We start from the raw sequence: 14,543 nt of genomic DNA on the forward strand, positions 1-14,543 counted from the left end.
ATGGTTAACATCAAAAAATTATGGTGAAGCAAGACTAACTTGACCGGATTCAACATTGAATAATTGATATGAAATAGACAGATCATGTAAGTGTTTTTTTACCGATGCATGATCTAAAGTTGTCATAAAAACCTGGCTACCAAGTTGGCTTAATCGTTCAATTAAACGTTGTTGTGCGGTTAAGTCTAATTCTGCTGTCAGATCATCTAATAATACCACAGTTTCCTTATTACTCGCATGTAACATTGCAATTTGTGACAGTTTTAAAGCAATAATCAGCAGTTTTTTCTGACCTCTTGATAAAACCACATCAGCGTGTCCAAACGGGGTTTTTAAGCGCAAATCTGCACGATGTGGACCATATTCGGTATACCGTCTTTCGATATCTTTTTGGTGTTGATTTAGCAGGTCTTGCATGAGTCCCTGCTCTGTATGAAAACCTGGACTATATTCCAGTTCAATTTCAAGATCAGGGAGTAATTGGCTCAAATCGTTTTGAAAAAACACATTCCATTGTTCCACAATACCCAAGCGCTGAGAGTGCAAAATTTCACCATAATCACTCAGCATTTTGTTCCAAGGCTCTAAATCAGCCAATGACAAATTTCTTCGGGTTTTAAGTAATGTATTTCGCTGTTTTAATGCGCGCGAATAGTATTGCCATGCAAAATAAAATTCAGGTTCCACGTGGAACATCAGCCAATCTAAAAGTTGGCGCCGTGGTTTTGCACCATGGTCAATAATGTCGGTACTTTGTGGATCAAGATGCTGCAATGGAAGCAATTTGGCAAGTTGGCCTTGGGTAGCTACGGTATCGCCATTGACCTTCATCAACTGCTCACCAGATGCTAACTTTTGCATGCCAATTTTCTCAGTACTAGACTGTGCAAAAACAATCGCATCTTCGGCAGCATACTGAATATAATTTTTAGGAATATGAGTACGAAATGATCGTCCAGTTGCAAGCAAATGAATTGCTTCCAGAATTGAAGTTTTCCCTGAACCATTAGCGCCATAAAATATATTAAACGGTTGCAACCCTTGGAGTGCAACCGTTTTTAAATTACGCACACGTTCAATGTTTAAGCGCGTAAGATGCATATTAGATAGCCAGACTATACACGCATCGGCATAACTACATAAGTTTGATCAGTATGTGCTGGGTCTTGAACCAAAACAGACTGATTCGCTTCACTCATACTCATGTTTACGTCATCGCCATCAAGTACACCCAATACTTCAAGCAAATATTGCGCATTAAATGACATTTCAAGCGGTACGTTTTGATATTGGATAGCTAAATCTTCAATCGCCTCATCTTGCTCAGGGTTATTCGCACGAAGCTGTAAAGAATCTTGATTAAAATTCAAGAAAACACCACGCAATTTCTCATTACTCAAAATTGCAACACGTTGTAATGATTGCTTAAATACATCATGGCTAATTAATACATGTTTATCGCCACCACGTGGAATTACACGACGATAATCAGGGAATTTTCCATCAATCAATTTTGTTGTAAAACGAACAGTAATATCACCCTGCTCTTTGTCACGACTTGGCGTATTGATGGTTACATTTAACAACTCACGACCAATCAACAATGTTAATTGCTCATCTTCAATACTCAATAAGCGCTGTAATTCACCAACAGCTTTACGAGGTACAATGGCCTGAACCAATTGAGATGATGTAGAAGAAGCCGTAATTTCACAAAGTGCTAAACGGTGTCCATCTGTTGTTACTGCACGTAATTGATTTTCATCAATTTCCAATAAAGTACCTGTTAAATAGAAACGTACATCTTGTACAGCCATCGCAAAAGCAGTTTTTTCAAATAAACGCTTTAACTCACGTTGAGTTACCTGTACTTGAGTACCTTGACTATTTTCAGTCGTCAATAATGGATAATCTTCTGCTGGTAAAGTTCCTAATACGAAACGGCTATTACCAGATTTTAAGATACATCTTTGATCTTCAGTAATTTGTAAATCAATTAATGCAGCTGTAGGCAATGATTTACAAATTTCCATTAATTTACGCGCAGGGACTGTGGTTTCCCCTGCTTCAAGGCATGCCCCTTCTGTTAAAACAGTGCTCGCAACCAGTTCGACCTCTAAATCGGAACCAGTAATGGTGAGCGCCTGAGCATTAGTCTGAATTTTGACGTTTGAAAGAATATTCAATGTATGACGACGTTCTACCGCACCGACAACATGCGATAAAACATTGAGTAAACTTTCTTTAGCGATTTTCAAACGCACGATTCATTCCTCTAGCAACTTGGAGCAAATATTTCATTTTTTAGCTGTGTACTATGCTGCACTTACGTAGACTTTGCAACAATGTCTTATTATTTCATTAACTCTGAAGTAGACGCAGTAGATTTTTATAATCTTCGTCAAAAATTGGATCTTCTCCGCGCAGACTGGTTACTTTTTCACAAGCATGCATCACGGTACTGTGGTCGCGTCCACCAAAAGCCATTCCAATTTCAGGAAAACTATCACCGGTCAATTCACGAGCAAGTCCCATTGCTAACTGACGTGGTCGAGCATAAATTCGCGTACGTTTGGGCCCTACTAATTCTTTTAATGGGATACGGAAATACTCACTCACCACACGCTGAATATTTTCTACACTAATCGTTCGTGCACGGATAGCCAACACATCTTTTAAAGACTCACGCACAACGTCAAGATCGATTGGAGCACCTTTAAAACGAGAAATTGCAACGACTTTATTAAGTGCCCCTTCAAGTTCACGTACGTTAGCAACGACTTGTTGTGCAATAAATAGTGCACAATTTCGAGGTAAATCAACGCCGCTATTTTCCGCTTTCTTTAATAAAATTTCGATACGAGTTTCAATATCTGGTGGTTCAACACCTACTGAAAGTCCCCAAGAAAAACGGGAAACTAAACGTGGATCTAACTCTGTTAATTCTTTTGGATAACGGTCTGAAGTTAAAATAATTTGTTTAGATTCATCAAGTAAAGCATTAAATGTATAGAAGAACTCAACTAGACTCGCCTCTTTACCTGCTAAGAGATGAATATCATCGACCAATAATAAATCCAAAGAACGGCAGTTCTTCTTAAATTCTTCTACTTTGCCTTTTTGTAAAGAACTCACAAAATCCTGAACAAAACTCTCAGAAGTCATATACATCACACGAGCATTTGGTTTGGCTTGTAATAAAGCATTACCAACTGCTTGCATTAAGTGTGTCTTACCTAATCCTGTAGGACCGTATAAAAACAAAGGGTTATGCTGTGAAGCACCTAATTGAGTTAATACTTTTCTACATGTTTCAGCAGCCATCTGGTTCGAACGGCCTTCAACAAATAAAGAAAAAGTAAACTGAGGATTCAGTAGTTTCTTTTTTGATGTTTTCGGATTGACGACACTATTCGCATGTGGGCTAGAAACAGACTCAGGCTCTTTTTTTACTTTAATACTTTGTGGTGGTGCAGTTTGCAAAGCAGCTGTAGTGGTTGCTGGTTGTTCGCTCGATGACAAGATACTGCCAGGACGAGAATCAACTAAAATCTCAACCTGACGTACACGTCCTTCTGACAACTGCTCAGCCAATATAGAAATTAATTCTAAATGATTCTCTTGAATGTAACGCGTCCAATAAGGGTTAGGAGCATAGAGACGTAGTATCCCTTCTACTTCTTCAGCAACTAATGGGCGAATCCACATCGCAAAGACGTTATCAGAGAGCTCTTGTCGCAAGCGAGTTAAGCAGTCTGTCCAAAGCATGTGTATCCCCTATTTTTGCGTTTTTAAATTCAAACAATCTAAAGATTCACCCTTCCATATGAGAAGGGGTCGCCATTCTAACCAAGTTATCCACATCTGTCATGACGAATTCGAGTGATTTTGTCTAAAAAGAAAACTCTTGTGAATAAATTTAAATTCAAAACCACTTGTGTATAACTTTTTGCACAACCTGTGGATAAATTATCACACAAACTTATCCACAATCCATAAATATAATAAAAACAGAGTTATCAACAACCCAAATACATGTTTTTTAAATTTAAAAGTACGAAATCCACAGAAAAAACCGCTCCTAATAAGAATAAATATAAATTTTAAAATTTGAATTTATTTAATAGGGGTGTGATCTTTTGTGGATAACTACAAAATATGAATTTAAATTCAAATGCAGCAAATCAAAGCCAAGATCATATCTTGTTTTGTTGATAAATATGTATATAAGGTGTGTATATAATAAAAGTTCTAATAAAAATAGACAATTACTTTGTGTATAACTTTGAAAACTATATATTGCACTGAATTATGACAATCATAAAAAGAAGTAGAGAGATTAAAAATTTGGGTTAAATACAAAACTTTCTTGGTTTTTCATTGACAGCGTAAACATTGCACAATAAAATCGCGGACCTTTATAGAAAGATCATTTTTGGGAGTTTCGATATGAAACGTACTTTCCAGCCATCTGAATTAAAGCGTAAACGCGTTCATGGTTTCCGTGCTCGTATGGCAACTAAAGCTGGTCGTCAAGTATTAGCTCGTCGTCGTGCAAAAGGTCGTCATAGCTTAACTGTTTAATACTGTTACGCTGACCAGACTTGGGTGTGATGACACTTTACAATTTTAGCACAGATGTGCGAATACGCTGTGCTGCAGATTATAAAAGTGTATTCGATGGTGCGCTTTTTAAAGTGCATCAACCCCATTTTTTATTTCTTGCAAAATTAACCGAACAGCCTAATAGCCGTTTGGGTATTGTTGTTGCTAAGAAAAAAGTGCGCCGTGCGCATGAAAGAAATCGAATAAAACGTCTTGCTCGTGAGAGCTTTCGTCTACATCAGCCGAATTTTGGATCAGATATAGATATTGTGGTAATGCCGAAAGTCGGTATAGAAGCGATTACGAATGCTGAGCTATATCAACAATTAGATTTTGCTTGGCAAAAATTACAACGCTTAGCAAAAAAACATTCTAAAGTTGGCACAACCTCGCAGAATTAAGAGATAGCCAATGGTTCGTTTTCTACGTTGGTTGATTCGACTGTATCAAATTGCGATTAGTCCGCTTCTTGGACCCCGTTGTCGTTATATCCCGACCTGTTCCCAATATGCGATAGAAGCATTGCAAACTCATGGTGCAATCAAAGGCGTTTGGTTATCTTCTAAACGAATTTGTCGTTGTCATCCGTGGGGCGGATCTGGATATGATCCGGTACCGCCAAAAGCAATTCGTTTTATTTCGTTTCATCAAATAGATTCTCAAACGCATCATGTTGCTGTACCCTTTCGTGATCGTTTACTGAAGCAAAATCTCTCTAACCATTTGGGGTAATAGATATGCAACAATGGGCCAGGTTTGCAATTCTCGGGGCCATGTTTGTCACCGCATATTTGCTCATTTTGGCTTGGCAAAAAGATTATGGAAATGCTGCAACTGCACCGCAAAAACAAGCGGCGGCTGTAAGTTCACATGAAGTATCTGCTGATTTGCCAAATGCTAAAAATGCAACAGTGGCTTCCGATGTGCCACAAGCAAATATTGCGCAGTCACAAACCACAGATGCAACTGCACCTGTGAATCAACAGCTTATTTCAGTACAAACTGACCTTTACCATATTTGGATCAATCCAAAAGGTGGTGATATTGTTCGTATTGAATTACTCTCACACGACAAAAGCAAAGACAGCGATCAGCCATTTGTTATGCTTGAAAATGATGCCAAGCGTACATATGTTGCTCAATCTGGCTTAATTGGTTTGAATGGACCAGATAGCAGTCGTGGTGGTCGTCCATTATATGCGGTTGAAAAAACATCATATACTTTGGCTGATGCTAAGGGTGTACAGGATCAAAAGGGTCAATCTGAAAAAGTTTTAAACGTTCCAATGGTATTTAAAACACCTGAAGGCGTTGAAATTATTAAAACTTTCACCTTTACCCAAGGGCAATATCCAATTGTTGTAAGACATCAAGTGATTAACCGTAGCCAACAAAGCTGGCAAGGTCAGATGTTTGGACAATTAAAGCGTGATAACTCTGATGATCCTGGTAAATCTTCTCAAGGTATTTTCACTCTAGGAACTTTCTTAGGTGGAGCTTGGGGAACACCTGATTCACACTACAACAAGCTTAAGTTTGCTAATTTCTCAGAAGAAAAAGTAAATACTGAAGCGAAAGGTGGATGGGTTGCGATTGTTCAGCATTATTTTGTAAGTGCTTGGATTCCTGGGAATCTTAAACTGACTCAAGCAAATGGTCAGCCTTATGTAGCTAAACTTGAATCTCGTCAATCTGCTGATCATATGAATATCATTGGTTTTACCTCACCAGTGATTAATGTTCCGGCAGGCACTTCAATGGAAGTGGACGCAAAACTTTATTCAGGTCCGAAAGTACAATCTGAATTAAAAGATTTAGCGGTTGGCTTGAATCAGACTGTCGATTATGGCTGGTTATGGCCGATTGCCAAGTTATTGTTCTTAGGTCTTCAATTCTTCCATAGCATTGTGGGCAACTGGGGATGGTCAATTATCTTACTTACCGTGATGGTGAAGATGATTTTATGGCCTTTATCTTCAAAAAGTTATCGTTCTATGGCGAAAATGCGTGTGATTGCACCAGAAATGCAACGCATGAAAGAAGAATTCGGTGAAGACCGTATGCGCTTCTCGCAAGAAATGATGGCTTTATACAAACGTGAGCAAGTGAATCCACTTTCAGGTTGTTTACCATTGTTGCTACAAATGCCAATTTTCCTTGCTTTGTACTGGGTACTCATGGAAAGTGTGGAATTACGTCACGCACCGTGGTTAGGCTGGATTCAAGACTTGTCAGCAATGGATCCTTGGTTCATCTTGCCGTTGATCATGGGTGCTACGATGTTTGCGCAGCAAATGTTGAACCCGCAACCTGCTGATCCTATGCAGGCAAAAGTGTTCCGCATTATGCCGATTATGTTCACGGTATTTATGTTGTTCTTCCCAGCAGGTCTCGTGCTGTACTGGATTGTGAACAACAGTATTACTATTTTACAGCAGTCGTTTATTAATAAGAGCGTTGAAAAAAGTCGTATAAATAAGACTGAATCAGCTTCTTAATCGTTGAACTTTTGCTGAATAAATCCGCTTAAGATGGTAATCTTAGGCGGATTTTTCTTTGGCTGGATTTTAGGTTTTTAGGTGAATAATATGCAAAGTCAAACCACGATTGCCGCAATTGCAACGCCACCAGGGCGTGGTGGTGTGGGGGTGATTCGCCTATCGGGACCTAAAGCTTATGAGATTGCTCAAAACCTGACAGAGAAAAACTTGCCTGAAGCACGTATGGCGGGTTTTCGTAAGTTTTATGATGCTGATGGCAGCATTATGGATGAAGGGATTGTTCTATGCTTTCCTAATCCCCACTCGTTTACAGGTGAAGATGTTGTAGAGCTACAAGGTCATGGTGGTCCAGTCATCCAAAATGCTTTGCTGGGACGTCTATTTGAGCTTGGTGCAATTGCTGCAAAAGCTGGTGAATTCTCCATGCGGGCTTTTGAAAATGGCAAGATGGACTTGGTACAAGCAGAAGCAATTGCCGACTTGATTGATGCGACTTCACAAGCTGCAGCACGTTCTGCTGTTCGCTCTTTACAAGGCGCTTTTTCAACAAAAATTAATACGGTTTTAGAAAAGCTGATCCATTTACGCTTGCATGTTGAAGCGGCAATTGATTTTCCTGAAGAAGAAATTGATTTCTTGGCAGACGGTAAGATTCTAGCTTTACTTGAAGATGTTCAGCAGTCAGTCCATGCTGTTCAAACATCTGCACGACAAGGTCAATTACTACGTGAAGGTTTACAAGTCGTTATTGCGGGTAAACCAAATGCAGGTAAGTCGAGCTTGTTGAATGCGCTAGCTGGCATTGAGCGCGCAATTGTGACCGATATTGCTGGTACAACTCGCGATGTTTTACATGAAAAAATTAGCTTAAATGGCCTACCAATCACCTTAACAGACACAGCTGGCCTACGTGAAACAGGTGACATTGTTGAAAAAGAAGGGATTCGCAGAGCAATTAAAGAAATTGAACAAGCTGATTTGTTATTGCTGGTTTATGATTTAAATCAAGGCGATGACCCATTAAAACTTGCTCAAGAATATTTTGCTGAACACATTGAACCGCGTCGCTTAATGTTAATTGGCAATAAATGCGATTTAACTGGTCAATTAGCTGAAATAAACGATTTTCAAGGGTTCCGTCATATTTCAGTTTCAGCAAAACAAGAGATGGGCGTACAAGGCCTCGTAGATGCGATTACAGCGCATGCAGGCTTCCACCCTGAGGAAGACACCTTTATTGCAAGAACACGTCATTTAGACGCAATGAAGCGCACACAGCTCTATCTTTCAGAAGCACATGAGCAACTTGTTGTGTTTAACGCAGGTGAACTCGTTGCTGAATCATTACGCCTTGCTCAAAATGCTTTAGGTGAAATTACTGGTGACTTTAGCGCTGATGACCTATTAGGCAAAATCTTTGGTTCGTTTTGTATTGGAAAATAATTAAAAAAACTCTGAATGATGCACATGGCTGTGTCATTCAGTCACCTCGTTAACCGTATCTTTTTAGAACCTTTAAAAACTCATCTAACTCATTCTGATCAACTTGTGCTTCTTTGAGCACATGGTGATGTAAGTGTTGTTCCATCAATTCACTCATCAAACCGTTTATCGCACCTTTAATGGCAGCAACTTGTTGCAGTATTTCTATGCATGAAATATCAGGCTGTTCAACGGCATGCTCAATACTATTAATTTGCCCTTTTAGTCGTTTTACACGATTAACTATTTTTTTATCCTGACCAATGTGACTCATCTGTGTTCTCTTGTATAATTCAATATACTGGTATGGAGTATATTGGGTTTAAATTTTATGCAGGATTATAGTGTATCACGTCATCATCAACATCAGTTTGATGAAGGAAATCCACTTGCACAAAAACGTATTTTGATTGCAACGATTTTAACGGCATCTATGATGGTGTTAGAAATATTCGGCGGATGGTTTTTCAATTCGATGGCGCTTCTGGCTGATGGTTGGCATATGAGTTCACATATGTTGGCACTCGGTTTAGCCTATTTTGCTTATCATGCAGCTCGTCATTATTCCAAAGATCGTCGGTTTAGTTTTGGAACTTGGAAAATCGAGATTTTAGCGGGTTATAGCAGTGCGATTTTGCTGATGGTTGTCGCCATTTTTATGGCTTTTCAGTCGATACAACGCTTATTTAATCCAGTTGAGATTTTTTATAATGAAGCGATTCCCATTGCAATTTTAGGTTTGGTCATTAACTTGATTTGCGCATGGTTACTTCACGATGATGGGCACCATCACCATCACCATCACCATCATGAGCATGAACAAGGACATCACCATCATGATTTAAACCAAAAAGCTGCTTTTTTACATGTGATTGCAGATGCTGTGACCTCCGTTTTTGCAATTATTGCGCTTTGCGCGGGTAAATATTTCGGTTGGGATTTTTTAGATGCACTTTTAGGAATTCTAGGCGCTATTTTGGTTGCAAAATGGTCTCTTGGGTTAATGAAAGAGACAGGAAAAACCCTTTTAGATGCAGAAATGGACCATCCTGTGGTTGAAGAAATTCGTGAAGTGATTGCTGAATTTCCTAAACACATTGAAATTACGGATATTCATGTCTGGAAAGTTGCAAAAGGTAAGTTTTCTTGTATTTTAGCGCTCGAAACTGATGATATTTCTTTAACCGCAGATCAGATTCGTCAGGCTTTATCAATTCATGATGAAATTGTGCATATATCGGTAGAAATTAATATTCTAAAACCTGCTTATGTTCCACGTGAAACATTGGCATAAATGAGTGGCAGTTTGGTTATAACTCGGTAATCAGTTCTGTTTTCAAAAGCTGAACTGATTAAAATGATCTCCTCTCCTACCTATGAGTCGGTTTTATGCTTAAAAAATTAGGAATATTGGCGTTATTTAGCTTAACTGCAAGTGTGAGTTTCGCTAATGTAGATACTGTTAGGGAAAATATTAAAAAACAATATCCTAATTTGAAAATTAGCAATATTCAGAAAACCGAAATGCCTGGGCTATATAGTGCTAATCTCGATCAGCAAATTATTTATATTGGTGAAGATGGTCAGCATATGCTTGTTGGTTCTATGATTCGATTAAAAGATCAGAAGAATTTGACCAAAGATCTGGTGTTAGGACAGAACTCAATTGATTGGAAACAATTACCTTTAAAAGATGCGATTAAAACGGTTAAAGGTAATGGACAGCATGTTTTAGCAGTATTTTCTGATCCAAACTGTCCTTATTGTAAGCAGCTTGAACCTGAGCTCGATAAGCTGAAAGATGTGACCATTTACACGTTCATCTATCCTTTAAAACCCCAGTCTATTGTTGTTTCTAGACAGGTGTGGTGTGCACCAAATCAATCCTATTCATGGAAAAAACTGATTCAACAAGGTGTTAAACCAACAGTTGCAAGCTGTGCTAATCCAATTGACCGTAATTTAGAGCTTGGAAAGAAACTAGGTTTTAATGGTACCCCTACCTTAATTTTTGCAAATGGATTTAAACTGGTAGGCGCTCGATCTGCCGAAGAAATTCAGGCAGTGTGGAAAGAATTAGGTTTATAAAATGAATTAAAAAAAGCACCATCAGGTGCTTTTTTATTGCCTAAAAGTCATTAACTTTTTCGTGCAATTAAATTGTAAATAAAGAGAATAATGACTGCACCAATTACAGATGCGATAAAGCCCGCAGCTGAATTTTCTCCATAAAGGCCAAGTAAACGACCACCATAAGTGGCTAGAAGTGAACCTGCGATACCAATTAGGGTGGTTACGATGAAACCTGCTTTATCATCCCCTGGATGTAAGGCACGAGCGATTAAGCCAGCAAAGAAACCAACTACAATAGCGACAATGAGTGACCACATATTTGTTCTCCAGTTGTTTTTTTGATGAAGTTAATGATTTTGCTTCATATTCTATCGTGCGGCAGAGTCATCTATTTTGTCTGTAGCAGATTGCGACTTTTTGTGTCTTTTTTGTTCGAAGCTAAAGTTTTATATAAAAAAATAGCACCTCGCGGTGCTACTTTTTTGAAATTTATAAACCAATTTCGCCAATAAATGGTAAGTGGCGATATTTTTGATCGTAGTCTAATCCGTAACCCACAATAAACTTGTCTTCAACTTCAAAACCTAAAAATTTCACTTCGAGATCAATTTCACGGCGAGATGGTTTACTCACTAACGTACACAATTGAATCGAATTTGGTTCGCGAGTTTGCAGCATTTCCATAACTTTGCTTAAGGTATTACCTGAGTCGATAATATCTTCAACGACCAGTACATCTTTACCGCGAATTTCACCATCAAGATCTTTTAAGATTTTAACATCTCGACTTGAAGTCGTACCGCCGCCGTAGCTAGACACTGTCATAAAGTCGAGTTCATGCGGTTTGGTAATCGTTCGGCACAAGTCTGCCATGAAAATAACAGAACCACGCAGTAGCCCAATCAGGACTAACTCTTTGTCGCTATTTGCATAGTGAGCGTTAATTTGCTCGCCGAGCTCTTTGACTTTTGCTTGAATTTCTTCGGTTGAAATCATGATGCTCATTGCAACAGTCATGTCAGATTCCTACAAGATATAAAAGAAAAAATAAAAAAGGTGTTGACCTGCAACACCTCTAAAATCTGAGTTAATGGTAAAATTTTAAAGCAAAATGATGTTTCATGCACCCTTTGATGACTCTGAAATTTTATCATTTTGGGCAATATGTCGATCCTGCTTTAATACAAGAGCACATATTCCAAATAATAACAAAAACTTAACAGCCCGATTTTTATTAGGCTGTTTCTTTTTGATAAGCACGGTTTCCATAAATATAAGTCGCCTCAATATTACGGTCATCACCTAAAGTGAATAATGCAAACAACGAATCTTCAACAGATTTGGATTTAGACTGGCGAAGTTGCTGTAATGCAGTTGGCTTAAGGTTGAGTACCACAAAGTCTGCTTCTTTACCGATGTTGAAATTGCCTAACTTGTCCTGCAAATCAAGCGCTTTTGCTCCGCCTAGTGTCGCGTGATAGAGCGCTTCATAAGCTGAAAGTTTATCGCCTTGTAACTGCTGGACCTTATAAGCCTCGTTAACAGTTTGCAGCAAACTAAATGATGTACCTGCACCGATATCTGTACCCAAACCTACTTTCACTTGTTTTTCCCAAGTTTTTTTCAATGGAAATAAACCACTGCCTAAAAACAGGTTTGAGGTTGGGCAAAATGCGATAGCTGACTGCGTATCATGCATACATTGCCATTCTTCATCTTCTAAGTGAACACAATGAGCAAAAACAGAACGTTTACCAGTTAGGCCATAATGTTGATAAACATCTAAATAGCCCGCTTGTTCTGGAAATAAAGATTTCACCCAAGCAATTTCATCTTTGTTTTCGCTTAAATGGGTATGTACATAAACATCTGGAAACTCTTGTTTTAACTGCCCTGCTCTTTCTAATTGTTCAGGTGTAGACGTTGGTGCGAAACGTGGTGTAATCGCATACAGAGCACGACCCTTGCCATGCCATTTTTCAATGAGTGCCTTGGTGTCACTGTAAGCCGTTTCTGGTGTGTCACAAAGCGCTTCAGGGGCATTGCGGTCCATGAGTACCTTACCAGCGATTAAACGCATCTGAACGCGTTCTGCGGCTTCAAATAAGGCATCAACAGACTCAGGATGAACTGTACAGAAAACGAGGGCCGTGGTTGTACCGTGTTTTAAGAGTTCCTGAACAAAGAACTGGGCAATTTCATTAGCATATGCTTTGTCTTGAAACTGGATTTCAGTTGGAAAAGTATAGGTATTGAGCCAGCTTAAAAGTTGTTCGCCGTAAGCTCCCACCATTTCAGTTTGCGGAAAATGAATATGGGTATCAATAAAGCCAGGTACAATCAATTGTTCTGGGTAATGTTGAACCTCAACCCCAGCAGGAAGATGCGCTTGAGCTTCTTCCCATGCACCAAACCATTTGATTTTTCCATGTTCACTAATCAATACACCATCTTCTAAATAACGCACTTGATTTGGAATATCAGTTGGCTCAGAGACGGTTTGCTGGATATCTAAAAAACGACCACGTACAACGGTGGTATTTGCGATCAATGACATGGAAAGCCTTTATATTTTCACTTTTTTCGATTGATTGTACCCCACTTAGCCAATATTTAAACGGTATAACGTTTACTTAGTCCCCATTCAGCCAAAATCCGTCGATAAGTCGTTGATGAACGGTCTGCTTCAAAATGTGCTTCCATCATTAAATCAAGCGGCAGGTCTTCTGGTTTTTGTGATTCGACCATGTCTTGGTCTTCTGCAAAAATTTGGGCATTGAATGCATATACTTTTTCTAAATCCCCTGTTTGGTCAAAGTTACGGGTAAGTGGAACAAATAAACGGGTTTTATTACTTGAGATAGGACAACAAGCATTCAAGATTTTTAAGACCCCACCTTCTGGAAAATCGACCGTAAGCACGGCTGAAAAAGGTGGATAAACATCAAAGGTGCGCTTCCACAAAAAGCCTTCTGGTTCGAGATGTTTTAGTTCGTGTGGATAGTTACTGACATTGCTGATATAGACCGTTTTTAAGCCATAGCTAGTACATTCGGTGTGATATTTAGGGACAATAGGATTCTCTCGATTCGCAAAGGCATTGTGATGTACCCAGGCAAAATGTGCGACATCGATAAACCCTTCAAGTTGACGTCCACTAGAACCGCCAATATCGACAAAAGGCGGTAAAATTGATTGATGTTCTGCATGCTCCCAAGTATCTAATACTGGAATATTAGCTCGAGTAACATCCCGACTCTGAATACTGGTCCAAATCAAGCCATATCGTTTAACAACTGGAAATTTGGTAAGAGAAAAACGATCAGAAATTTTGGTTAACTCAGGTTGAGCTGGTATTTGGGTACACTTCCCTTCGGTGTTATAGCGTAGACCATGATAGGGACACACAATTTCTTCACCATCTACCCACCCTTTGGTTAAAGGCACACCACGATGTGGGCAAATGTCTCGGACCAGATGAATTTCGCCACTTTCTGTCTTATATAGGGCCATATTCACATCTAATAACGTCACTCTTTGTGGTGCAGTAGAGACATCTTGAATACGGGCAACCGGATACCAGTGAGTAGATAAAATTTCCCAATCTTTTGCTTCAAAACTGCTGTTACACGGCATTGCTAGGGGCGTTAAAGTTGGAATCGCATTCATGGCATCACTCCTTAAAAAAATCAGGGCTCTCGCGAGCCCTTAAAATCTAGGCTTTTTTCTTTTTAGGAAATGCAAAGAGCTTGCCAATATTGATTTTTAATGAAGAAAATAAGAGTAAAATTATTAAAATACATAAACTTATTTAATTATATTTTTGAATTTTTGTTCTAATTTAGCTTTGAACATGAAAGCTTATTATTTGTTAAGTACTTA

General features: G+C 38.9%; 15 protein-coding genes. 7 read left to right on the plus strand and 8 right to left on the minus strand.

Translation table 11 applies throughout. The features are described from left to right. Positions 1-18 precede the first annotated feature (18 nt). The 3 genes from recF to dnaA all read right to left on the minus strand — a co-directional run bounded on the left by recF (position 19) and on the right by dnaA (position 3,768). Positions 19-1,101 carry a DNA replication/repair protein RecF gene (gene recF / locus ODQ17_RS16480; protein ID WP_005308367.1) on the minus strand — a complete coding sequence of 361 codons (1,083 nt, stop codon included), beginning with the start codon at positions 1,099-1,101 and terminating at the stop codon, positions 19-21. Positions 1,102-1,115: 14 nt separating this feature from the next. After that, a complete protein-coding gene (gene dnaN / locus ODQ17_RS16485; protein ID WP_005308370.1) occupies positions 1,116-2,264 on the minus strand; it encodes a DNA polymerase III subunit beta in 1,149 nt (382 codons plus the stop codon). A 97-nt stretch (positions 2,265-2,361) separates the two neighbouring features. After that, the gene (gene dnaA, locus ODQ17_RS16490; protein ID WP_005308372.1) at positions 2,362-3,768 is read right to left on the minus strand and encodes a chromosomal replication initiator protein DnaA; all 1,407 of its coding nucleotides are present in this window, start codon (positions 3,766-3,768) and stop codon (positions 2,362-2,364) included. 681 nt (positions 3,769-4,449) lie between these two features. Between dnaA and rpmH the strand changes: the two genes are divergently transcribed. The 5 genes from rpmH to mnmE all read left to right on the plus strand — a co-directional run bounded on the left by rpmH (position 4,450) and on the right by mnmE (position 8,549). Next, positions 4,450-4,584, plus strand: coding sequence for a 50S ribosomal protein L34 (gene rpmH, locus ODQ17_RS16495; protein WP_000831329.1), 135 nt, complete (start codon positions 4,450-4,452; stop codon positions 4,582-4,584). Between the two features lie 29 nt (positions 4,585-4,613). Further along, the gene (gene rnpA / locus ODQ17_RS16500) at positions 4,614-5,006 is read left to right on the plus strand and encodes a ribonuclease P protein component (protein WP_004795567.1); all 393 of its coding nucleotides are present in this window, start codon (positions 4,614-4,616) and stop codon (positions 5,004-5,006) included. A 10-nt stretch (positions 5,007-5,016) separates the two neighbouring features. Continuing rightward, positions 5,017-5,337: a membrane protein insertion efficiency factor YidD gene (gene yidD, locus ODQ17_RS16505; RefSeq protein ID WP_003656027.1), complete on the plus strand. Its 321-nt coding sequence runs from the start codon at positions 5,017-5,019 to the stop codon at positions 5,335-5,337. A gap of 5 nt (positions 5,338-5,342) precedes the next feature. Continuing rightward, positions 5,343-7,103, plus strand: coding sequence for a membrane protein insertase YidC (gene yidC / locus ODQ17_RS16510; RefSeq protein ID WP_004795565.1), 1,761 nt, complete (start codon positions 5,343-5,345; stop codon positions 7,101-7,103). Between the two features lie 90 nt (positions 7,104-7,193). Continuing rightward, positions 7,194-8,549 (plus strand): tRNA uridine-5-carboxymethylaminomethyl(34) synthesis GTPase MnmE, encoded by a 1,356-nt coding sequence (mnmE, locus tag ODQ17_RS16515; RefSeq protein WP_322905000.1) that lies wholly within the window; start codon positions 7,194-7,196, stop codon positions 8,547-8,549. A 49-nt stretch (positions 8,550-8,598) separates the two neighbouring features. Here the strand turns inward: mnmE and ODQ17_RS16520 are convergent, their stop codons facing one another. Continuing rightward, positions 8,599-8,862, minus strand: coding sequence for a metal/formaldehyde-sensitive transcriptional repressor (locus ODQ17_RS16520; RefSeq protein ID WP_004795563.1), 264 nt, complete (start codon positions 8,860-8,862; stop codon positions 8,599-8,601). A gap of 57 nt (positions 8,863-8,919) precedes the next feature. Here ODQ17_RS16520 and dmeF point away from each other — a divergent pair, with 57 nt between their 5' ends. Then, entirely contained in the window at positions 8,920-9,882 is a 963-nt protein-coding gene (dmeF, locus tag ODQ17_RS16525) for a CDF family Co(II)/Ni(II) efflux transporter DmeF (protein ID WP_322905001.1), read from the plus strand. Between the two features lie 95 nt (positions 9,883-9,977). Continuing rightward, positions 9,978-10,676 carry a DsbC family protein gene (locus ODQ17_RS16530; protein ID WP_322905002.1) on the plus strand — a complete coding sequence of 233 codons (699 nt, stop codon included), beginning with the start codon at positions 9,978-9,980 and terminating at the stop codon, positions 10,674-10,676. Positions 10,677-10,726: 50 nt separating this feature from the next. On the opposite strand, the gene ODQ17_RS16535 is transcribed toward ODQ17_RS16530, so the two are convergent. The 4 genes from ODQ17_RS16535 to ODQ17_RS16550 form a co-directional block, all read right to left on the minus strand. Further along, positions 10,727-10,978 (minus strand): GlsB/YeaQ/YmgE family stress response membrane protein, encoded by a 252-nt coding sequence (locus ODQ17_RS16535; RefSeq protein WP_000269732.1) that lies wholly within the window; start codon positions 10,976-10,978, stop codon positions 10,727-10,729. 172 nt (positions 10,979-11,150) lie between these two features. Then, positions 11,151-11,678, minus strand: coding sequence for a hypoxanthine phosphoribosyltransferase (gene hpt / locus ODQ17_RS16540; protein WP_004795560.1), 528 nt, complete (start codon positions 11,676-11,678; stop codon positions 11,151-11,153). A 217-nt stretch (positions 11,679-11,895) separates the two neighbouring features. After that, complete coding sequence (gene guaD / locus ODQ17_RS16545; protein WP_005308391.1) at positions 11,896-13,218, minus strand: guanine deaminase; 1,323 nt, start codon at positions 13,216-13,218, stop codon at positions 11,896-11,898. A 56-nt stretch (positions 13,219-13,274) separates the two neighbouring features. Beyond that, positions 13,275-14,330 carry an aromatic ring-hydroxylating dioxygenase subunit alpha gene (locus ODQ17_RS16550; RefSeq protein ID WP_322905003.1) on the minus strand — a complete coding sequence of 352 codons (1,056 nt, stop codon included), beginning with the start codon at positions 14,328-14,330 and terminating at the stop codon, positions 13,275-13,277. Between the last annotated feature and the right edge of the window lie 213 nt (positions 14,331-14,543).

This window comes from Acinetobacter sp. IRS14, from assembly GCF_034650275.1.
In the GTDB taxonomy this organism is placed as follows: Bacteria; Pseudomonadota; Gammaproteobacteria; order Pseudomonadales; family Moraxellaceae; genus Acinetobacter; species Acinetobacter oleivorans.

Coding starts and splice junctions, on each gene's coding strand:
- ODQ17_RS16520 (WP_004795563.1), bottom strand. CDS start 8,862: ATGAGTCACATTGGTCAGGATAAAAAAATAGTTAATCGTGTAAAACGA.
- rnpA (WP_004795567.1), top strand. CDS start 4,614: ATGACACTTTACAATTTTAGCACAGATGTGCGAATACGCTGTGCTGCA.
- dnaA (WP_005308372.1), bottom strand. CDS start 3,768: ATGCTTTGGACAGACTGCTTAACTCGCTTGCGACAAGAGCTCTCTGAT.
- yidC (WP_004795565.1), top strand. CDS start 5,343: ATGCAACAATGGGCCAGGTTTGCAATTCTCGGGGCCATGTTTGTCACC.
- ODQ17_RS16530 (WP_322905002.1), top strand. CDS start 9,978: ATGCTTAAAAAATTAGGAATATTGGCGTTATTTAGCTTAACTGCAAGT.
- dmeF (WP_322905001.1), top strand. CDS start 8,920: ATGCAGGATTATAGTGTATCACGTCATCATCAACATCAGTTTGATGAA.
- hpt (WP_004795560.1), bottom strand. CDS start 11,678: ATGACTGTTGCAATGAGCATCATGATTTCAACCGAAGAAATTCAAGCA.
- rpmH (WP_000831329.1), top strand. CDS start 4,450: ATGAAACGTACTTTCCAGCCATCTGAATTAAAGCGTAAACGCGTTCAT.
- mnmE (WP_322905000.1), top strand. CDS start 7,194: ATGCAAAGTCAAACCACGATTGCCGCAATTGCAACGCCACCAGGGCGT.
- ODQ17_RS16535 (WP_000269732.1), bottom strand. CDS start 10,978: ATGTGGTCACTCATTGTCGCTATTGTAGTTGGTTTCTTTGCTGGCTTA.
- guaD (WP_005308391.1), bottom strand. CDS start 13,218: ATGTCATTGATCGCAAATACCACCGTTGTACGTGGTCGTTTTTTAGAT.
- yidD (WP_003656027.1), top strand. CDS start 5,017: ATGGTTCGTTTTCTACGTTGGTTGATTCGACTGTATCAAATTGCGATT.
- ODQ17_RS16550 (WP_322905003.1), bottom strand. CDS start 14,330: ATGAATGCGATTCCAACTTTAACGCCCCTAGCAATGCCGTGTAACAGC.
- recF (WP_005308367.1), bottom strand. CDS start 1,101: ATGCATCTTACGCGCTTAAACATTGAACGTGTGCGTAATTTAAAAACG.